Source organism: Enterococcus sp. CR-Ec1, from assembly GCF_002850555.1.
In the GTDB taxonomy this organism is placed as follows: Bacteria; Bacillota; Bacilli; order Lactobacillales; family Enterococcaceae; genus Enterococcus_D; species Enterococcus_D entomosocium.
Genome location: NZ_CP025223.1, coordinates 1089559 through 1111103, shown reverse-complemented (window position 1 = coordinate 1111103; position 21545 = coordinate 1089559). Strand labels below are relative to the sequence as shown.

At 41.6% G+C, this 21545-nt stretch carries 18 protein-coding genes and 1 tRNA gene; 8 read left to right on the top strand and 11 right to left on the bottom strand.

The window, feature by feature from the left end:
* Positions 1–103 precede the first annotated feature (103 nt).
* The 3 genes from pyk to dnaE form a co-directional block, all read right to left on the bottom strand.
* The gene (gene pyk / locus CXM95_RS05295; RefSeq protein WP_008377816.1) at positions 104–1888 is read right to left on the bottom strand and encodes a pyruvate kinase; all 1785 of its coding nucleotides are present in this window, start codon (positions 1886–1888) and stop codon (positions 104–106) included.
* Between the two features lie 84 nt (positions 1889–1972).
* A complete protein-coding gene (gene pfkA / locus CXM95_RS05290) occupies positions 1973–2935 on the bottom strand; it encodes a 6-phosphofructokinase (protein WP_005237177.1) in 963 nt (320 codons plus the stop codon).
* Between the two features lie 161 nt (positions 2936–3096).
* Positions 3097–6408 carry a DNA polymerase III subunit alpha gene (gene dnaE / locus CXM95_RS05285; RefSeq protein ID WP_086299274.1) on the bottom strand — a complete coding sequence of 1104 codons (3312 nt, stop codon included), beginning with the start codon at positions 6406–6408 and terminating at the stop codon, positions 3097–3099.
* Positions 6409–6555: 147 nt separating this feature from the next.
* Between dnaE and CXM95_RS05280 the strand changes: the two genes are divergently transcribed.
* Complete coding sequence (locus CXM95_RS05280; protein WP_008377814.1) at positions 6556–6738, top strand: YjzD family protein; 183 nt, start codon at positions 6556–6558, stop codon at positions 6736–6738.
* Between the two features lie 47 nt (positions 6739–6785).
* Here the strand turns inward: CXM95_RS05280 and CXM95_RS05275 are convergent, their stop codons facing one another.
* Both CXM95_RS05275 and CXM95_RS05270 read right to left on the bottom strand, forming a co-directional pair.
* The gene (locus CXM95_RS05275; protein WP_016619879.1) at positions 6786–7991 is read right to left on the bottom strand and encodes a multidrug efflux MFS transporter; all 1206 of its coding nucleotides are present in this window, start codon (positions 7989–7991) and stop codon (positions 6786–6788) included.
* A gap of 100 nt (positions 7992–8091) precedes the next feature.
* The gene (locus tag CXM95_RS05270; protein ID WP_005237180.1) at positions 8092–9531 is read right to left on the bottom strand and encodes an NCS2 family permease; all 1440 of its coding nucleotides are present in this window, start codon (positions 9529–9531) and stop codon (positions 8092–8094) included.
* Positions 9532–9792: 261 nt separating this feature from the next.
* Between CXM95_RS05270 and CXM95_RS05265 the strand changes: the two genes are divergently transcribed.
* Complete coding sequence (locus CXM95_RS05265) at positions 9793–10596, top strand: Cof-type HAD-IIB family hydrolase (RefSeq protein WP_005229159.1); 804 nt, start codon at positions 9793–9795, stop codon at positions 10594–10596.
* 54 nt (positions 10597–10650) lie between these two features.
* Here CXM95_RS05265 and asnB read toward each other — a convergent pair whose 3' ends face one another.
* Positions 10651–12546: an asparagine synthase (glutamine-hydrolyzing) gene (gene asnB / locus CXM95_RS05260; RefSeq protein ID WP_061054487.1), complete on the bottom strand. Its 1896-nt coding sequence runs from the start codon at positions 12544–12546 to the stop codon at positions 10651–10653.
* 465 nt (positions 12547–13011) lie between these two features.
* Here asnB and CXM95_RS18820 point away from each other — a divergent pair, with 465 nt between their 5' ends.
* Positions 13012–13161, top strand: a complete 150-nt coding sequence (locus CXM95_RS18820; RefSeq protein ID WP_199559935.1) for a hypothetical protein — start codon at positions 13012–13014, stop codon at positions 13159–13161.
* Between the two features lie 59 nt (positions 13162–13220).
* Here the strand turns inward: CXM95_RS18820 and CXM95_RS05255 are convergent, their stop codons facing one another.
* Complete coding sequence (locus tag CXM95_RS05255) at positions 13221–13409, bottom strand: hypothetical protein (protein ID WP_034872503.1); 189 nt, start codon at positions 13407–13409, stop codon at positions 13221–13223.
* A gap of 229 nt (positions 13410–13638) precedes the next feature.
* On the opposite strand from CXM95_RS05255, the gene CXM95_RS05250 reads away from it, so the two are divergent.
* Positions 13639–14298, top strand: a complete 660-nt coding sequence (locus tag CXM95_RS05250) for an Ltp family lipoprotein (RefSeq protein ID WP_086299273.1) — start codon at positions 13639–13641, stop codon at positions 14296–14298.
* 205 nt (positions 14299–14503) lie between these two features.
* Here the strand turns inward: CXM95_RS05250 and CXM95_RS05245 are convergent.
* Together CXM95_RS05245 and CXM95_RS05240 are read right to left on the bottom strand one after the other, a co-directional pair.
* Positions 14504–14591 (bottom strand) — tRNA-Ser (locus CXM95_RS05245).
* Positions 14592–14675: 84 nt separating this feature from the next.
* Complete coding sequence (locus tag CXM95_RS05240; protein ID WP_086299272.1) at positions 14676–15242, bottom strand: TetR/AcrR family transcriptional regulator; 567 nt, start codon at positions 15240–15242, stop codon at positions 14676–14678.
* Between the two features lie 277 nt (positions 15243–15519).
* Here CXM95_RS05240 and CXM95_RS05235 point away from each other — a divergent pair, with 277 nt between their 5' ends.
* The 4 genes from CXM95_RS05235 (at position 15520) to CXM95_RS05220 (ending at position 19506) form a co-directional block, all read left to right on the top strand.
* Positions 15520–16278 (top strand): threonine/serine exporter family protein, encoded by a 759-nt coding sequence (locus CXM95_RS05235; protein WP_016619873.1) that lies wholly within the window; start codon positions 15520–15522, stop codon positions 16276–16278.
* Positions 16275–16745 carry a threonine/serine exporter family protein gene (locus tag CXM95_RS05230; RefSeq protein WP_005237187.1) on the top strand — a complete coding sequence of 157 codons (471 nt, stop codon included), beginning with the start codon at positions 16275–16277 and terminating at the stop codon, positions 16743–16745. The genes CXM95_RS05235 and CXM95_RS05230 overlap by 4 nt, the downstream gene beginning before the upstream one ends.
* A 188-nt stretch (positions 16746–16933) precedes the next feature.
* On the top strand, positions 16934–17533 hold the full coding sequence (locus tag CXM95_RS05225; protein WP_005229140.1) for a TVP38/TMEM64 family protein: 600 nt from the start codon (positions 16934–16936) through the stop codon (positions 17531–17533).
* A gap of 170 nt (positions 17534–17703) precedes the next feature.
* Complete coding sequence (locus tag CXM95_RS05220) at positions 17704–19506, top strand: glycerophosphoryl diester phosphodiesterase membrane domain-containing protein (RefSeq protein WP_086299271.1); 1803 nt, start codon at positions 17704–17706, stop codon at positions 19504–19506.
* Positions 19507–19567: 61 nt separating this feature from the next.
* On the opposite strand, the gene CXM95_RS05215 is transcribed toward CXM95_RS05220, so the two are convergent.
* The gene (locus CXM95_RS05215; protein WP_016619871.1) at positions 19568–19777 is read right to left on the bottom strand and encodes a hypothetical protein; all 210 of its coding nucleotides are present in this window, start codon (positions 19775–19777) and stop codon (positions 19568–19570) included.
* 362 nt (positions 19778–20139) lie between these two features.
* Positions 20140–21486 carry a glucose-6-phosphate isomerase gene (locus tag CXM95_RS05210; protein ID WP_005229134.1) on the bottom strand — a complete coding sequence of 449 codons (1347 nt, stop codon included), beginning with the start codon at positions 21484–21486 and terminating at the stop codon, positions 20140–20142.
* Positions 21487–21545 lie beyond the last annotated feature (59 nt).

Genomic DNA, 21545 nt, shown 5'->3' with positions numbered 1-21545 from the left:
GTCATTTTAATGCCCTTTCTCAAGGGATTTCGACCCTCTCAAAAAAACAACAGGAAGCGCACAACGTGCACTTGCCTGTTGCTTGATCAATCGTTAAAAATCATTAGATCGCTGTTGTTTCTCCACGATAAACGATACCGCGACGAGAATCAAGAGTAACCAATTCGCCATCTTTGATGGTTGTTGTTGCGTCTTTGGCACCAACGATGACTGGTAGATCTTTCGCGATTCCGACAACTGCTGCATGAGAAGTCAAGCCGCCATCTTCAACAACTAAAGCTGCTGCTTTTTCGATTGCTGGCATATATTCTTTATCTGTTGTTGGTACAACTAAAATCATGCCATCTTTTGCTTTCGCAATTGCTTCTTCGGCACTGTGAGCGATCACGGCATTGGCAACAACTGATTTTTCACCAATCCCTTGCGCTTCAAGCAATTTTGATCCGATCAATTGGATCTTCATGACGTTGGTTGTTCCGCGTTCACCAACAGGAACACCGGCTGTGATCAAGATTAGATCGCCTTCTTTAGCAAAGCCTAAATCCACTGCTTGTTTTGCTGCTAATTCAAACATTTCATCAGTTGTTGATGGTTTTTCAGCAACGGTTGGGTAGACACCCCAGTTAAGCATCAAGCCGCGTTTTGTGCGTTCGTCAAATGTGACAGCTAAAATGTCAGCATCTGGACGATATTTAGAGATCATTTTCGCAGTGTAGCCAGATTCAGTCGCTGCAACGATTGTTTTAACCCCTAGGTTTTTCGCCGCACGAGCAACAGATAAACCGATTGTTTCTGTTACATCTGTTTTATCGAATTGGTTGATTTGGAATGTGCTGTTTTCTGATAAAGCTTTTTCAGCTTCAATGTCGATCCGTGCCATTGTTGCTACTGCCTCAACAGGGTAGTCACCGTTTGCTGATTCACCAGAAAGCATTGTTGCATCGGTACCATCAAAGACAGCATTGGCAACGTCAGAAGCTTCTGCACGGGTTGGACGTGGGTTTTGTTGCATTGACTCTAACATTTGTGTTGCTGTGATAACTGATTTACCAGCAGCGTTACATTTTTTAATGATGCTCTTTTGAACCATTGGTACTTCTTCAGCAGGGATCTCAACACCCATGTCACCACGGGCAACCATGATACCATCAGAAACTTTGATGATTTCATCGATATTATCGATACCCTCTTGTGATTCGATTTTAGAGAAAATTTGCACATGAGTCATGTCTTTTTCTTCTAAAATTTCACGAATTTCTAAAACGTCTTGCGCTTTACGTACAAATGAAGCGGCAATGAAGTCGATATCGTTATCAAGACCAAAACGGATATCTTCTGCATCTTTTTCAGTAATACCAGGTAAGCTGATTGATACACCAGGAGCGTTGACCCCTTTACGTGATCCTAACATTCCAGCATTTTTAACAACAACCACTAATTCGCGGGTTGCTTCGTCTTTTTCTTTGATTTCCATGTCGATCAAACCATCATCAAACAAGATGTGTCCGCCCACATGAACATCTTCAAATAAACCAGGATAAGTTACAGCAATTTTTTCTTTTGTTCCTTTGTGTTCTGGATCCATTGAAATGCGTGTTTCATCGCCAACGTTAAATTGGATGTATCCAGCACGACCAAAGTCAGCTTCTGTCGTATTTTGTACAGTTGTACGGATTTCAGCACCTTTTGTATCTAAAAGGATACCGACATCTTTACCAGTTTTCTTCACGGCTTCACGAACCATTGTCATACGCGCTAATTGTTCTTCATGATCTCCATGAGAGAAGTTAAAGCGGAAGACATTCGCACCGGCTTCAATCAGTTGAGAAATAATTTCCACACTGTTACTTGCTGGTCCTAATGTACTTACGATCTTTGTTTTTTTCATTACTAAACGCTCCTATTCATTTATTTAAAATAGCTAATAAGCTTTTTTTACAAAATTACTGTTGCGTTGCTCTAAAAAATCTCTTTAGAATGAGATTTCTTTGTTCAAGTTATACAAGCTAAGATCTGGTTTGTGACGATTGTTTTCAAGGGTTTCGATAATATCAGAAGCAATCATTTCATTGTTTTCGATACCGATACATAGACCGCCTTTGCCTTGTTGCAATAATTCAACGGCATATGAACCAAATTTACTTGCTAACACACGGTCACGAGCGCTTGGTGAACCACCACGGACAACGTGTCCTAGAATTGATACACGGGTATGGAAATCGCCGTATTCAGAAAGTTTGTCAGCAAAATCATTTCCGCCCATCACGCCTTCGGCTAAAACGATCAAGCAATGTTTTTTCCCGCGGTCGCGTCCTTCACGGATACGATCAGCAACAACTTGCATGTCAAAATCATGTTCTGGGATGATGATTTCATCCGCACCACCGGCCACACCTGACCATAAAGCGATATCGCCAGCACCACGTCCCATTACTTCGATCACAAATGTGCGGACATGTGATGTCGCTGTATCACGGATCCGGTCAATCGATTCTAAGACAGTATTGATCGCTGTATCAAAACCAATCGTGAAATCTGTTCCTGGAATGTCGTTATCGATCGTTCCTGGAATCCCGATTGCTGGGAAACCGTGGCGAGTAAGTGCCATCGCACCATGGTAAGATCCATCTCCACCAATCACGACTAGCCCTTCGATGCCAAATTTCTTTAATTGCTCGATTCCTTTTAATTGCCCTTCTTGTGTCGCAAATTCTGGATAACGTGCTGAATATAAGAATGTTCCACCACGTTGAATTTTGTCACCAACATCAGCAACATCTAAGCGACGAATGTCGCCTGCGACTAGTCCGGCATAGCCATAGTTGATTCCGTATACTTCAAGTCCGTCAAAAATACCCTTTCTGACAACTGCGCGAATCGCTGCGTTCATTCCTGGTGCATCGCCGCCACTGGTTAGAATTCCAATGCGTTTCATTATTCTTTCACCTCATCAAAAGATTTTGTTTAGGGAAGCCCCTGTTTGCTAGTTTTCAAGTAATAACCACGAGACATATTCTACCATTATTCCATGAAAATGTCTTGAAATAGTGGGAAAAAGTTGAAAAAAGTGTAAGTTGAATTATCGTTTTCGGAAAATTACTTGAAAATTACATTTCCATTTCCTAATAATGCCTTCAGTTGTGTGACAAAGTTCGGCTCATCCGTTACCCAGTTTTCTTCTGCTAATAACACTTTTTTGCCACTACTTTCATAAAACATCACCACTGGAATATTTCCTTGATGCTGCTTCATTTCCTTCGACAATGCTTGCAGGTGCGACGTTTCGGCTTCAGCAGAAATCTTTAAGTAGCAAGTTTGTGACGCAATTTTATTTTGAACGTTTTCTGCTAAGTCTATTTTATCAGCAATGAGTTGGATTTCACCATTGTAACGACTTACCTCGACCTTTCCTTCAATATAGAGAACAGCATTTTCTTCGATCAAGGAACGCACTTGTCGATAAACGATGGGAAAAATCGTTACTGAAACTTCTTTGCTAGCATCCGTTCCTTCAACAAATGCCATCTGTTCGCCTTTTTTTGTACGTATCTCCCGAATCTTGCGGACATACAAAAGGATGCGGACCCGTTCATTCGGAACCAGATCGGCAATATCGGTGATTTGTTTTAATTGATGCAATTTTTGAAACTGTTCTACGGGATGGCCAGACAAATAAACACCTAAGTATTCTTCTTCCAAAGCCAGTTTCTCTTCCAGTTTGTAATCAGCAACGGCTTCTTCTTTTAAAGCCATGGTTTCTAAGAGATCCAAACTGCCGCCACTATAAGTAATATTTTGGATTTTCCCTTCTAGTTGGATCAATGCTTGTTTTCGATTAGGCGCAATCACATCGAATACACCGATGCTCAAAAGCGGCAATAAATAGTCCAACTTTAACCACTTGCTGTTCCGCTGATTCAAGCGAAGTAAAAATTGATCCATGGACGTGAAATTGCCATGCTCTTTTCGTTCTGTCAAAATGTCTTGGATCATGTCGCGCCGAATCCCTTTGATACTGCTGAACCCAAAGCGGATTTGTTTCTCATTTTGCAGTTGAAAACTAAACCCACTGGTATTGATCGATGGTGGCAATACTTCTACGCCATAACGTGCGGCTTCATTTAAGTATTCTTTCATTTTGCTTGCAGTATTGCGTACCGAGTGCAAGATCGAAGCAAAAAAAGGTGCCGGATAGTGCACTTTCAAGTACGCCATTTGAAAGCCGATAAAGGAATAGGCAAACGCATGGGAACGGTTAAACCCATAGTTGGCGAAGCGCTCAATATAGTCATAGACCAAATTGGCGGTCTTCTCGTCATAATGATTGGCCAACGCACCTTGCACAAAATGGCGACGTTCTTCATCCAACACGTCTTTTTTCTTTTTACTGATTGCTCGCCGCAAAATATCTGCCTGTCCTAGGCTAAAACCAGCCATTTTGGAAGCTACTTGCATGATCTGTTCTTGATAAACAATGATTCCGTAAGTGTTTTGCAAGATTGGAATCAAGCTGTCATCCGGATAAGAGACCCGCTCTTGTCCTTTTTTCCGCTTGATAAAAGTATCAATATTTTGCATCGGTCCCGGGCGATACAAGGCATTGACTGCAGCAATGTCTTCGATACTTTCTGGCCCTAGCTTGCGCAAGACATTGCGTATTCCCGCTGATTCAAATTGGAAGATCCCTGCCGTCTCCCCTTTTTGAAACAAACGCAATGTTGCTGGATCATCAAGAGGAATCTCTTTTTGGGTTACGATTTGTTGGCTGATTCGTTTGATACCTTTCAAGGTATTATCAATGATCGACAAGTTTCTCAAACCTAAAAAATCCATCTTCAATAGGCCAATGGCTTCCACGTCATTCATGGTAAACTGGGTCAGCCAAATCCCATCGCTGCCTTCTTGCAAAGGCACCAAATCAAGCAGATTCTTGTCACTGATCACCACACCGGCGGCATGGGTCGATACGTGACGGGGCAGTCCTTCTAAGATTTTGGCGACTTGAAACATTACTTGATTCCGCTCATTGAACGAAACCAGCTCTCGCAGCTGATTGGATTGTTCATAAGCAAGATCTAAGGTCATTTTCAAGGCATTGGGGATGGCTTTTGACCAGCGATTAGCTTCACTTTGCGAGAGACCAAAGACCCGAGAAACATCTCGCAAAACCATTTTGGCCGCCATGGTACCAAACGTGGCAATCTGTGCCATATATTCTTGCCCATATTTTTGGCGCACATACTGTAAAATCTCGTCTCTGCGATTGTCAGGAATATCTAAATCAATATCAGGCATCGTGTAACGTTCTGGATTCAAGAATCGTTCAAACAAAAGATCGTATTTGATTGGATCTACGTCGGTGATCGATAAAACATATGCCACCAGTGCTCCAGCAGCCGATCCCCGTCCAGCGCCGGTAACGATCTCTTGTTGGTGGGCAAAGTCCATGACGTCCCAAATAATCAAGAAATAGTCATCAAAGCCCATCTTATGGATAACGGACAACTCATAATCCAAACGCTGTTCGTACGCCGATGTAACGTGGGCAACACGCTGAGGCAGACGCTCAAAACAAATTTTCCGCAAATAGTCCGCAGCACTTTCTTCGGCTGGTAGCGGGTAATGAGGCAACAGCCGCTGATGCAGCGGCAGCTCGACGGCGCATTCAGCTGCAATCCGCTGATTATTCATCAATGCCTGCGACGCTTCGCCAAATGACGCAGTCAATTGGTCTGCCGGTTGTAAAAAAAGCTGCGTAGTCGCTTGCTCTTTTGCCTGACGAAAGTCTTCAATTTGCGAACCATCTTTGATATGGGTCATCACTTTGACTGCAAAGGCTTCTTCTTGTGCTAAAGCCGCGATGGGTTGATACGCACATGGTGCAATGTTTTGCTCGTTAAACCAAGCGATCGTTTCTGGATCTAGCCCTTTGCTAGTAATCCCTAAAAACAAGCTCTCAGAATCAAATTTATGGCTGATTGCTCGCAGTGCTTCTTGATTGGCTTCTAGATCATCGTGCTGAGAAGGCAGAAACCCCTCGCCTTCAGGCAGCAAACCAAAGAGATCCTGCAAAGAATCACAAGCAGCTAAATTCAACTGCTCGGTGATCATTTTTTCACTTGATAAACGCATCAAGGTTTGATAGCCCTTGAGGTTTTTGGCAAATACGTACAATGGAAAGGACATTGATCCCTCTCCGAAGGTACAGTCGAACAAAGCGCCAAAAATCGGCTTGATGCCCTGTGCTAGGCATTGTTGATAAAACTCGACCGCGCCATAGAGAACATTATGATCGGTCAGCCCCAATGTCTGATAGCCCATCTTTTTGGCTTGCTCTATATAGTGAGGAATTTTGATCGTACTTTGCAGCAACGAATAGGCGCTTAAGGTGGTGAGCTGTGAATACATTGAAATCCCTCCAAAAATGAAAATTCTCTTTCTTTCTGCTAGTAAATAGATTTGAAAAACAAAATGAAAAAGTGAAAATCTTTACAATAAATATTTTTGTGATAAACTAAAGTCGAAATGGAAGATACGCAGAAAAGAGGTGTCGTCATGCGTTACCTAGTCACTTTATTTTGGACTTTTGTATTAGGTCAAGTCGTTGGCTATCTAGGCAGCTCACTTGCTGGAGCAACTTATGATTTTCAATTAACTTCAATCATCTCTTTGGTCACAGGTGTGGTGATCATTCTTGTTGGTATTATCGCACCAGCGCCTGAAAAGACAAGCCATTAAAAAAAAACCAGTTACCTTTATTGTAACTGGTTTTTTTTTCTTTTCAACTATTCACTGATGTCCGTTTTACGTAAGCTTTTACGGAAATTAAATCCTGAGATAAAAATATTGATCAGTACAAACCCACTAGTTACCCAAAAGACAGCGGGATAACCAAAACCAGCTGCCACCGTTGAACCGACCATCGGACCTAACACTTGCCCAAAGTTAGAAAACATTTGGTTGTAGCTGTAGATGCGGCTGACCCCTTCCATCGGGGTGATCTTGCTGATCAGTGTATTGATGGACGGCATCAAGGCACCGGTAGAAAAACCAAGCAAGAAGCGTAACACGCCTAATTGAAACGGAGTAGAAACAAAGCCCATCGGAATGAAACAGAAAAATGATAGCACTAAGCCCCCCAATAGTACTTTGTGATTGCCATAACGATCACCGATTTTGCCTAAAAACGGCGAGGAGATAATCGCTGAAACACCGGCAACAGAGACGATCAATCCGCTGACGAACAAAATATTGCCCGTATCCCCGCTTAAATCACGAATATACAATGTGAGGATCGGACTGATGCTCGTTACACCTAGCTGTAAAATCAGGGAAGTAATAAACAAGCCAACAAGCAACTGCATATTTTTGATTTGACCAAAAATTTCTTTAATGGAAAGCAGATCGCCCTTTTCAACTGGCTCAAAATCTTCTTGAACGAGAAAAATCGTAAGCAACAGCGTGATTAGTAGAACAACGCCTGTGATAATAAAGACATTTTTCATGCCAAACCATTGCGCCAACGCCCCACCCATCGAAGGACCAATCAAATTCCCTGCGATGGCTCCTGTAGCCAATGTCCCAAGCGCCCAACCGCTTTTTTCTCGAGGCGCCTGCGAAGCGATCAACGCAGTCGCATTTGGAATATACCCCGATAAAATTCCGGTAAAGAAACGCATGATCAATAACCAATAGACATTCGGTACAAAAGCCAAAGAACCCATCGTCACTGTCATCCCCGCAGCCGCGCGAATCATCATTAAACGACGACCTTTTTGGTCTGCTAGATTTCCCCAAACTGGAGCAATGATAGCCGCCGCAAACGCCGTTACTGAGATTGCTAATCCAGAAAACAACTCAATTTGACTCTCTGGAGCGCCTAACTCTTCTATATATAAGGGAATGAATGGCATGACAAGACTAAAACTGGCACCCGTAAAAAAACAACCTACCCATGAAATCAGTAGATTTCGTTTCCAATCAATCTTCATTTACAAACCTTCTTTCACAAATACTATACCGTATCGTGAGTAATAATCAAATAAAAAATCTTTCTGCATTTAAAATACAGAAAGATTTTCATCATTAAACTTAACTGATCAAAGCCAAAATGACAAAGTTCAGGATAAACAACGCATTGACGACCCAGATGATCGGAGACACTTCGTTGGCTTTTCCTTTCACTACTTTCACTAATGCATAGAAAATGAAACCAACAGCGATCCCATTTGAAATACTGTAAGACAAGCCCATAAAAATGGACGCGAAGAAGGCTGGAACTGCTTCTTCTAGATCAGTCCACTTGATGTCCGCAAAAGAAGCCATCATCATTACCCCAACCAAGATCAACGCCGGTGCTGTCGCTTGTGCGGGAACGATTGAGATCAGTGGAGAAAAGATACTGCTGATCGCAAAGAGTGCTGCCACCACAACGGAAGTCAAGCCCGTGCGTCCACCAGCACCGATGCCAGCTGCTGATTCCACATAAGTCGTTGTATTTGAGGTCCCTACGATGGCCCCTACAGAAGTGGCTACGGCATCTGCAAAAAGAGCCTTATCCATCTTCGTATTCAACCCATTACTGTTTTCAACCGCTTCTTCATCTTTTTTCGAAAAGATCCCAGTACGACGTCCGGTCCCAATAAAGGTACCGATCGTATCGAAGACATCTGATAAACTAAACGCTAAAATCGTCATGATTACTTGAGGGATTTTGGCAGAATCACTGAATAGTGAGCCCATTCCTTCAGAGCCAAATGCAGCGCCAAATGTGATTCCTAGTTCGCTGATGGAACTTCCTAATGAATTCCCGTGCCAATCAATGGCACTTAAATCCACCACACCCATCAAAATACCAATGATCGTCGTTCCTAAAATACCAAAAATAATTGCCCCACGAACATTTTTCACCACTAATAAAGTAGTCACTACTAAACCAATCACTGCTAACAAAACAGGTGCATTATTGAAATTCGCCAAAGCTGGGACGATCCCCCCATTAAAATTGGCACTCACAATCGTCTCACCGTCGACAACTGAACCCGTCACTGCGGCAGTGTCTGCACTGAAGTTTAGCAAGTTGGCATTTTTGATCCCTACATAAGCCACAAAGATCCCGATCCCGCCGCCGATTGCATGCTGCATGCTTTCTGGAATCGCATGAATGATCATTTTTCTGATTCGAGTCACCGTGATAAAAATGTTGATCAGGCCGCAGATGAAAACCATCGCTAATGCTTGCTGCCACGTATACCCCAAACCAAAAACAACGGTAAAGGTGAAGAATGCATTAAGTCCCATTCCAGGCGCTTGCGCGTAAGGCACATTTGCAAATAAGCCCATGATCAGGGTACCAATCACTGAAGCGATGATTGTTGCTAAGAAAACAGCTTGAAACGGCATGCCTGCAGCAGATAAAATCGTCGGATTCACAAACAAAATATAACTCATCGCGAAGAAGGTGGTGACCCCAGCCATCACTTCTGTGGAAACCGTCGTTTTATTCTCCTTTAATTTGAAAAACTTTTCCATGTTATGTTTCACTCCTGAACGTTAATCGTTTCTATGAAAAGAAAAAATGAATAATTGCGCTTTTCATCGAACAATTACAAATTATAAGGGAATAATTTTCGCTTTTCAAACCTTTTTCCGAATAAAACGAACCAAAAACGTTTAATGTTCGTGTTTTGCTTTGTAACTATTATGAAAACTTATCGAAAACTTACTTGTATTGTGAAATGACAGAAATATGTTACACTTAAGCCACTACCATAAGAGAATGGAGCGAGTCTTTTGAAACCAAAAATCATCGCCATTGATTTAGATGGCACAACCTTAAATACTGAATCCCAACTTTCCCCTCGCACACGTGAGGTACTGGTTCGCGCCACCAAAGCGGGACACTTTGTTACCATCGCTACAGGAAGACCTTTTCGTATGAGCGATCAATTCTATAAAGAATTGGCGCTCACAACACCAATGGTCAATTTTAACGGTGGGTTGGTCCATAAACCTCGACAAGTATGGGCAAATGAAATGGAGCACTCGATCTCTCGAGAAATTGCGTTTGAGCTCATGGCACAAAAAGAGCAATTGGGGCTGACATTTGTCGCAGCAGAAAATCGCGAAACCTTTTTCATTGATGATTTAAGCGGATTTGATCAACACTTTTTCTTTTCGGGTAATGCTTCCGAAAAAAATCTATTAGCAAATTTAAAAACGGATCCCACTTCATTACTGGTGAAAACCGAAAATGAATTAGCAGAATCTGTTTCTTTACGTATCAAGGATCAATTTGACGATGCAGTCGATGTTCGCACGTGGGGCGGGCCTCAAGCCATCTTAGAGATCGTACCAAAAGGGGTCCATAAAGCACTTGGTCTTTCGGTGATCGCGGATTCTTTGTCTTTGGATCGGCAAGATATCATCGCTTTTGGTGATGAACACAATGATTTGGAGATGCTGGATTATGCGGGTTGGGGCGTTGCTATGGCAAATGGCACGCAACAATTAAAATCGATCGCCAATGATGTTACTGACAAAACCAATGCGGAAGATGGCATGGTCGATTACTTGGAAAAATATTTAGGTCTATAAAAAAAGCCGATGCGGGATTGTCCGCATCAGCTTTTTTTTGCTTCCATATTCAAATCAAAGTGTTTCATAAACGATTTCTTTGGCTTCGGGAATCGATTCATCAATAAAGAATACTTTGTACCAGGTCAAGAATGTAAAGATCGTCCAGATTTTTCGCTGAAGATTCGGTTTTCCTTGGCGATGGTCTTCTAGCATTTGCAAAATCGCTGTTTGATCAAAGAAGGTTGCTGCAAAGTCTGACTCAAAAAGGGCTTTAACTGCTTCATACCCTGTTCCTTCTTTCAGCCATGCCTTGATTGGTACAGGAAAGCCTAGCTTTTCACGGTTTGCCCATTCTTTTGGCAAATGACGGTTTGACGCTTGTCGAAACACATCTTTCGTATTGTTTTGATTGATCAAATATTTCGTCGGGATCGTTTGCGCCAGTTTTTGCATCTCGATATCCAGTAACGGAACCCGTAATTCTAAAGAACTCGCCATGGACATTTTGTCTGCTTTTAACAAAATATCCTTCGGCATCCATTGATGAAGATCCAAATATTGCATCTTGTTGACCTCGTCTTTGAGACCATTGACTTTCTCATAATGAGGCGCAACGATTTCAGCAACAGATGGTCCTTTTTGATACGTTGGTTTTAAAAGCTGTAGTGCTTCCTCTTCTTCAAAGACCAGGGCTTGCCCGATAAAGAAGTCTTGGGCAGGTGCCGTTGCTTCATAAAGATGAATTCGACCATGGAAGTTTTTCATTTTGCCGATTTGACGCCCTAAACGAAAGCGGATGTTTTGCGGCAGTTTTTTCAAGCCTTGGGCAAAAACGCGAACCGCTTTAGAGTTTGTGTGGAAGCCATAGGCAGCATAACCGGCAAATAATTCATCTGCCCCTTCCCCAGATTGAACGACCCGCACTTGCTGTGCTGCTAGGTTGGCTAAAAAGTACAAAGGGACACAGCTTGGGTTAGAATCCGGTTCGTCCAAGTGATACTGAATCAGCGGAAATGCCTCAAAGGACATTTCACCATCGATGACCGCTGCTGTGTTGTTCAAGCCGAGCTTTTCCGTCAATTTGCGGGCTTCGATCGCTTCGTTGTAGGTTTTGTCATCAAACCCAATTGAAAATGAGTGATCTGGGCGCAAGACCGAGGCCACGTAACTTGAATCGACACCACTGGATAAAAATGAGCCGACTTCAACATCACTGATTTGATGAGCGGCAATTGATTCTTGGACTGCTTGATCGATTTTATCGACCCATTCTTCTCTTGAATGATTTTCTTTCACTGAAAAATCTGCATCCCAGTACTGCTTGATCGTCAATCCCTGTTCATTAAACAGATAATAATGCCCTTCTTGCAAACGATGAACGCCTTTAAAGAAGGTTTCTCCGTTCAAAGGCGAGTATTGGAACGTCAAATAAGGTTTCAACGCCTCCTGGTTTAGTTCTTTCTTGAAATCTGGATGAGGCAAAAAGCTTTTGATTTCAGAGCCAAACATGAAACTGCCGTTCATTTGCGCATAGTAATACGGTTTGATCCCAAAGTGATCCCGCGCGCCGAAAAGCTCTTGTTTTTGAGTATCCCAGATGGCAAAAGCAAACATTCCCCGCAGGCGCTGCAACACATCAATGCCCCACTCTTCATAGCCATGTAAGACTACTTCGGTATCCGCATGGGTAGAGAAGACATGACCTGCTTGGATCAATTCCTCACGCAATACTTGAAAGTTGTAAATTTCACCATTAAAAATGATTACTTTTGTTCGATCCTCATTAAAAATTGGTTGTGAGCCACCTTCTAAGTCGATGATCGATAAACGACGAAACCCTAATGCCACTCGGTCGTCGGTAAATTTCCCTGAACTGTTTGGTCCGCGATGAACGATCCGGTCCATCATGCGTTCAATAATGATTTCTTTTTGGTCTTTTGAATTGACAAAGCCGACAATTCCGCACATATTTTCACATCCGTTTTCATAATCCATTTTCATTTTTCTAAAGTAAATCATACCATAGAATTCAAGAGATACGATCTCTTTTTCAAAAAAATACAATCAATATATTTTTGCACAAAACACAATTTGAAGATAAACCTTATGATATCAAGGTTTCCAATCATCTCATACTCTCAATCTTACAAATTTGTTATCTAAGAAAATAGCTATCCTCAAAATTCTTAAGAAATTTTTTATGAATTCTATTTTTCTGAAAATATACAAAGATACTTTTCCCGAATTTACTGACTCCAGCAAACTTCTTTTGCTTCCATTCTCAGCATTGATTTCCTGAAAATAATCAGTCAGATTTGTTCGTTTGATAGTTTTATTGGACTATTGTGAAAAAAAGTGTTATTCTAACTATGGAATTTCGTTATCAACTAACCGTTGCCTTTCAATGACAAGTTTTAAGAAAGGAGAATGACTATGACATTCTATAACACAGATCTACAATATCGTGTAACTCTGGATACCAAATTGAATTTATTTATCGTTTTCGATAAAAAAGATGCGAATCATTTTGCGACTGGAATTACGATCGAGCAAGCTGTACAAGAATTGAAAAAAAATGCATAAGGAGTTTATCCAAATGAAGGATACCGATTCGTACTGAAAGCACCTCGCTAAGGAAATAATTAGCTAGGTGCTTTCTTGTTTTTTGGCTCGCTTTTGTCTGTTGCAGCATCCACTTCTTGCTTCTGTCCACTTTGCTGTTCATCTAGCTGTAAGATTTCATCAACAGATCCTTGCGTAATAAACTTACTCAATCCCTGTGCCGCAACTTTTGTATAACGCATAAAATAATCTTTTTCTTCAAAATCCATCTTCTTGCCTCCTACTGATACAACTGTGCTTTTATTAAGTTTACCATCTATTTCACTAGTCATTCTTGAGCGTCATTCCTTTAATACTTATGAATGATCCATTAATAGCATACACGTTACATTTGTCAAATCATCCTTTTCCTCTATTCATGAAAAGACAAATCTGTTTTCTGGTACAGAACATAGTACTATTGTCTTTTCAGGAGACTTTTATTTAGGAGGAATTTTTATGGCTACGTTTTTCGCCATTTTGTTTTTCATTGGATTGTTCTGTTTCGTTTTTGGCATTGTCTTATTTTATATTGGGCTTGTAAAACAAAATTCAAAACGAGATCGAAACGTTTTGATCATTGTCGCTTCCGCTTTTATTGCCTTGTTTTCTTATGGTGGCTTGTCCTTCTACCAAGATGTGACATCTTTCGATAGCATCACTGCGCAATTAAGCCTTTCTTTACGTAACGAATCAAGGCAAAGCGAATCCTTTGGCGATGCCGCTGCTTCCATGGAACAACCACAAGGAGAACAAAAAGCTGGCAACAACGAAGCAAGTAGCGCACAACAAGAAGAACCCGCGAACAACGAGCAACATACACCTGAACTTTCTCGTGAAGAAAGAAATGCACTGAATCGTGCAGAAAGATACTTATCCAGCAATGCGTTTTCTCAGTCGAGCTTAAAACGCCAACTACTCTATGAAGATTTTTCTGAGAGCGCAGCAGACTTTGCCGTAGCCACCGTGGATGCCGATTGGAACGAGCAAGCATTGAAAAAAGCGATTCGCTACTCGCAAAATTTATCCTTATCGGATGAGCGTGTGGCGAGCCAACTTTCCTTTGAAGGCTTTACTTCTGAACAAATTGAATACGCCTTATCACGTTTGCCCGATTGATTCTTTTCGTTTGTTGCAGGACCACAAGCAAAAAAGATATCGGCAAGTTGACGGAACAATTATGCTGTTTTCTAGACCGAGTGTAGGTTAATCGCTTTTCAGATGGTTATCGATCAACCTCGGCAGTCATTTATATTCTTCTGCCCACAACAAACAAAAAAGCCTATCTCGAAAGATAGGCTAAACGCTCCAAAGCGTTGGTATAAGGAGAGTACAGGATTTGAACCTGCGCGCCGGGATGAACCGGGTCGGCGGATTTCGAGTCCGCTGCATTACCACTCTGCCAACTCTCCATAACAGTTATTTTCGCTAGTTTTACAAAAAATGTCAAGAAAAATCTGCATCCAAAATGGAAATGGATACAGATTTTTTGTTCTTTAATCGAAAATATAGTTTTCTTTCTTTTCGATTACGCCTGCGATCGTCTCGTTGATGATTTTGATGATCTGATCATCGGTGGGTGTGATGATACCCGCCGACATTAAGGAAGCCAAACCAGTCACAACGATCCATGCGCCATTATGTAGTGCATTTATCGCATCTTCGGATAGATCTGCATATTTTTCTTCTGATTTGATCAAGGATTTGAAATAGGTGGATGAAAAATCATGCATCAATTTCCCCCCGCCGTAGTCGTCGATAAAAAGGGCGATGTAGAGATTGTGCTGCTCTTGCGCGAAGCGTATATAATTCAGGCCTAAATCAACAAGTTTGTCTCCTGTTCGAACGACTGGAAAAACATTTTCCGATAAATCTTTGAAAACAGCCTCCACCAAGGTATTTTTTAAGTCCTGCATATTTTCGAACTCAAGATAAATTGGTTGAGTAGAAATTCCCATGTGCTTAGCGATATTCCGGGCCGTAAAGTTGCCAAAACCTTCTCTATTGATCAGTTCATAAGCGGCCTTCAAAATGTGTTCTCTTGTATAGACCTTCCTTCGCATCAATAAATCCCCCTTTTTATATTTATTTAATTGTAACCGAGATATTCATTTTTTAAAAATAAAACACTCCTTCCGTTATCTTATTTCTATTCACTTTGTTCACTAAAAACGAATGTTTAGTAATAGGAAATGTTCTGCTTTTTTCATTTATCACAAAAAATCCAACGGATGGCGTTCTAGTTATTTTTCAAATCTACTTTTCTTTCTTGTTGAAAACTCGCTGAAATTGTACACTAGGAGTGTAGCACGCAAATTCGATTGAAAAAGGGGTTTGGAAATGGCTGAATCAAAAGAGCTATTATTGGAGACCTGCTTATTAGCAGGGAAAATCATGATGGAAAACGGCTCGGAAGTGTATCGCGTGGAAGATACGATGAATCGAATTGCGGCAAACGCTGGAGAGCAAGGGAGTATTAGTTATGTAACAGCAACTGGACTTTTTATGGGCTTACGCAGTAGCCACTATGCACAAGTAGAAAATGTTCATGATCGAGTCATCAATCTCGAAAAAATTGTTGCCGTCAATGGGCTCTCTCGCGCCTATGCGGAAAAGAAACTTTCCTTAGCGGAACTGCATGAGGCATTAAAAAAGGTCAATCAGACAACACCAAGTTTTCCTTACTGGCTACAGGTTCTTAGTGCTGGCGTGGTCAGCAGTACCTTAATGATTATTTTTGGCGGTGCTTGGTTTGACTTTCTAGCGACCTTCGTCATTGGCTGCCTTGGCTTTTTGTGTGCGTATTGGGTCAAGAAACTGATCGACATTCGCTTTTTGGATATGTTTTGTGCCTCCTTACTGATCGGTACTTTGTCTGTCTTAGCGGTCTCTCTTCATATCGCACAAAACGTCGATAATTTGATTATCGGTGCCGTCATGCCCTTAGTTCCTGGTGTAGCAATCACCAATTCCTTTCGAGATATCTTGGCAGGCCATCTCATTAGTGGCACAGCTCGGGGAACAGAGGCCATCTTTACTGCTGCCGCGATCGGTGTCGGCATTGCCACGGTCTTCACCTTATTTGGAGGGATCTCATGACGATTTTTATTCACCTTTCCTTCAGCTTCTTAAGCACTGTAACCTTCGGCATCTTGACCAATATTCCTAAAAGAGCCTTAGTTGCCACAGGCATTGCTGGAACGGTTGGCTGGATGATCTATTGGTCATTGCAAACGATTGGCTACGGTCTAGGCAGTGCCAACTTCTTAGCCGCATTTGCCGTCGGTTGCGTCAGCATCTTTTTTTCCCGCAGAAAAAAAATGCCCATGATCATTTTTAACATTCCCAGCCTCGTTCCCCTCGTACCGGGTGGGCCTGCCTACAAAGCCGTTCGAGAATTCGCTTTGGGCGACAACTTTGTCGGTTTTGAAAATCTGATGATCGTTGTCATCACCGCTGGGGCGATTGCCGGCGGGTTCATGATGACGAGTGTGGTTGAAAAGATCGTCAATCGCTGGCAAGTGAAACGCACAAAAAAACGTCACCCGGATAAAAAAATCTCCTAAAACTATTGGCGCGCAGAAACTATAAATTTTTCTTATTTCAGACTTTAGTACAATGTTTTCTTTTCGGACTTCTTTTATAATAAAGGCATACCTTACAAAACTGTTTGACGTTTGTCATTTGTTTTACTGGATTTTTCTGGTCCCACCCCGTATAGTGAGATTATGAAACATAAAGGAGATGAAGTCCTGTGAGCATAGCAACTTCTCGTCGTATCATTAATACGATTTCTATTATTGGCTTAGGTTTATCGATCGCGTTAACCATCTATTTTATCAATCTAGGTGTTTTTAAAGATATTAATGCACTGCGAGGTCTAGTTGGAAATTCCGTTATCTTAGGACCAATCGTCTTTATCCTATTGCAGATCTTGCAAGTAGTAATCCCGATTATTCCCGGTGGTGTCTCCAGCGCTGCAGGTGTCTTGATTTTCGGTCCTTATCTAGGATTCGTTTATAACTATGTAGGAATCAGTATTGGTTCTGTCATTATTTTCCTGCTTGGCCGACGATACGGTAAACCATTCATTTTAAGTATGATCAGTGACAAAACTTACGATAAATATATCGGCTGGTTAGACAACCAAAGCCGATTTGAAAAACTTTTCGCCCTTGCAATCTTTCTACCGGTTGCCCCTGATGATGCCCTTTGTCTAATGGCTGGCTTGACCAACATGACAGTGAAGAAATTTACGTTGATTATTTTGTTGGCAAAACCTGCTTCAATTTTCTTGTACAGTATGGCATTGATTTACGGTGGAACATTCTTAACTGGTTTGTTAGGCGGATAAGAATCATATGTAAGAAAAACGATCAATTCAGCGAGCCGAACGTAAAGAAGCTGCTTTTCAAACAGGGAACTATGCCTGTGGCAAATGTGCTTCTAAAACTGTTCGGCTCTTTTTTACCGCCTTTCTAGAATAAATTGAACCACAATACTTACTTTGTTAGGATGACGACCATGAATTATTTAAAAAACAGCTTAGTCAACACGTGGGATTTTTTGAAAGACAGCAATGCCTACTTCCGTGATGTTTTATTGATGCACGGTGCCTTGTTGTTCTTAGTGATCCCGATATTATCAGCTTCCACCAAGTTCGTCTTAAAGCGCGGCGGCTTGCCTTATCTTTCTTTCGATAATATCGGTAGTATCTTTACAGATCACCCTGTTGTGTTGCTCTCATTAACCCTGATTTTGCTTTTGATCTTATTAGCCGTCTTTTTTGAATTTACTTTCTTACTGCTGAGTGTCTATTTTATCAAAAAGAAGCAGCCCATCAGCTTGCGGCAATTGTTACGAATGACTATTTTGCAATTGCGCAAATTACGGCCGATGACCTTTTTATTTTTCCTTTTTTACTTCTTACTGATTTTACCCATCGGTGGATTGAGTTTTAATTCGGATTTACTCGCAAAAATCAAAATCCCTGCTTTTATCATGGACTTTATTTTTGCCAATCGTGTCTTGATCATTGGGGCAGTGCTTTTGGTTTATGTTTTGTTGATTTACTTGGGGATTCGCGTGATCTTTGCCTTACCGGAAATGATTTTACGTGATCTGCCCTTTCGAAAAGCGATCAAAGAAAGCCTCCAAGTAACAAAACGCCGTTTTTTTGCCATCGTTGGTCAATTTGTCTTTATCGGTGGTAGTATCTTATTGATCACGACTCTGGGCTTCACGCTGCTGATTACCCTTCAAGCGGTGATTGAAGTTGTTACACCGGACTATGCGTTGTATAGTGCTGTTTTTATTATGACTTTCTTGCAGTTTATTTTGTTACTGAATGTCATTTTATCGACTGTGGCTATTTTTTACATCATCGTTGATTTCATGGATGATGAAGGCTTTTTACCAGAGATCCCTTCGTGGTTCCACCAAGAACCATTGAACCAGCGACATTTTCTAGGACTGAAAAGTTCCTTGTTTACCTTGGTCACGGTACTTTTTGGTGTTGGGGTTAGTCTGTATAATATGAACTATCTGACCTCAGCTGCTTCGATCCATCCGGTAACGATCTCCCATCGAGGGGTAAGCGACGGACAAGGGGTCCAAAATTCCCTTGAAGCGTTACGATTTACTAGTGAGAAATATCAGCCGGACTACGTGGAAATGGACGTCCAGCAAACAAGTGATGGTCATTTTATTGTCTACCATGATTTTTCTTACCGGCCTTTGACAGGCGGCAAAGGAAAACCCGAGCAATTGCCCTTGAGTTACGCCGAATCACTGACGGTTTCAGAAAACAACCAGACAGCCCGTATTCCAACTTTTGACGAGTACTTGGCGCTTGCCAATCAGTTGGACCAAAAATTACTGGTGGAGATCAAAACCCAACAAAAAGATACTGCGGCACTCGTAGATGCCTTCTTAGACCGATACCAAGAGGATTTAGTTGCAAATGGGCATATTATGCAAAGTCTCTCCTATACAGTTGTTGAAGAATTAAAAGAGAAGGCGCCTGAATTGACATCGGGATACATCATGCCTTTCAATGTCGTAGGGCCGCCACTGACCAGTGCCGACTTTCTGACAATGGAATACAGTACGATCAACCGCAACTTCATCGCTTCTGCCCGGACCGATGGCAAGGAAGTGTTCGTTTGGACCCCCAATGATGCGGATACTATCAGCCGAATGCGTTTTTACGGTGTAGACGGGATCATTACTGACCAAATGGGGATTTTAAATGAAGAGTTGAGTTTGTCGGAAGAAGACATGACTTATTCAGACAAACTATTGAATTTCGTGATTGGCGTTGGCTGATCTCACACAAAGAAAAATACTGCTCACGGTGATCCGTTGAGCAGCATTTTTTGCTAGTTGGTTAGGCAACGTTCGTTTGCGTACAAATTTTATTGAAACTGACGATCATCCGACGATTACAAGCTTCTACTTGTGCTTGATCTTCTTCTTCATAACTTGAAACGACGATCAACGCCGTATGTACGTATAGTTTTTCCACCACACCAATCACAGGCTTGCTCGCCCCGACAGGTCGGCAGACATATTTTTCACCGATCGTAATATTCTCCATATCCTCACCTCAACCGTTTTCTTTCATAAAGATATAATAACAAAAAAGCATCATATTGAAAACGTTTTATTTCAATTTATCACGCATTTGTCACCAAGAAATGACAGTTTCGTTCGTTCAAACGCACTGGTTTGTTCGTGCCACTTCTTAAAAAGCATTTTATACTAAAGAAAATCAAAAGGAGATGAGTCAAATGCCAATTATTCAAACCTGTATCTTTGGACTATTGTCTGCTGCGTTGCTTTGGGGATTAAAAGAAGACCGCTGATTTTTTGGATCAACTATCTAGTAACACAACAAACGCGAAAATAAAACAACGCCTTGAGCCAATCAGAACTGGCACAAGGCGTTTCTTTGTCGAATTATAGGCGTTCGTTCAATTCTTTTGCAAGATCTTCGAAACCTGGTTTGCCAAGTAAGGCGAACATGTTTTTCTTGTACGCTTCAACCCCTGGTTGGTCAAATGGGTTCACACCGTTTAAGTAACCAGAGATACCTACAGCGATCTCAAAGAAGTACATCGTGTAACCTAACGTGTACGCATCCATTGTAGGAATTTTTACTAACAGATTAGGTACATCCCCATCTGTATGGGCAAGTAACGTTCCTTCAAAAGCTTTCGTATTAACAAAATCAACTTCTTTTCCTTCTAAGTAGCCAAGACCATCAAGATCTGCTTCTTGTGTAGGGATCGCAATTGATTTGCGTGGTTTTTCAACTTTTACGACAGTTTCAAAGATATTGCGACGGCCTTCTTGGATGTATTGACCAAGAGAATGCAAATCTGTTGAGAAGTTTGCACTTGAAGGATAGATCCCTTTTTGGTCTTTTCCTTCAGACTCACCGAATAATTGTTTCCACCATTCTGAGAAGTATTGCATGCCTGGTTCGTAGTTGATCAGCAATTCGGTTACTTTGCCTTTGCGATAAAGGATGTTACGCATTGCTGCATATTGATACGCTTCATTTTTTTCAAGGTCGTCACTTGCGTAAGCATCGCTAGCATCTGCTGCCCCTTGCATCAAGGCATCGATATCTGCTCCGCTGGCAGCGATTGGTAATAAACCAACAGCAGTCAATACAGAGAAACGGCCGCCGACGTCATCTGGAATCACAAAGGTTTCCCAGTTTTCGGCATCTGCTTCAACTTTTACTGCACCTTTCGCTTTATCCGTTGTTGCGTAGATCCGTTTGTTGGCTTCTTCTTTGCCGTATTTTTCAATCAAACGTTCTTTGAAAACACGGAAAGCGATCGCTGGCTCAGTAGTTGTTCCTGATTTTGAGATCACATTCACAGAGAAGTCACGGTCACCAATGATTTCGATCAAATCTGCTAAGTAAGTTGAAGAAATCGAATTACCGGCAAAAAAGATTTGTGGTGCTTTGCGTTCTTCATTTGGTAACAAGTTAAAGAAAGAATGATTTAAGAAATCAATCGCTGCTTTCGCTCCTAAATAAGATCCGCCGATCCCGATCACGACTAGTACTTCAGAATCAGATTGAATTTTTTCCGCCGCTTTTTTGATACGCGCAAATTCATCTTTGTCATAATTTTTAGGAAGGTCGATCCAACCTAAAAAGTCGCTACCAGCACCTGTTCCTTCGCGTAATTGTTTGTCTGCTGCTGTAACTTGACTTTGCATGTAGCTCAATTCGTATTCGTTCACGAATGGTGCTACTTTCGAATAGTCAAACTTGATGTGTGACATGATTTGTCCTCCTTGAAAAAATAGTTTTTCATACACTACCTACTTTACGTTTTTTTCCA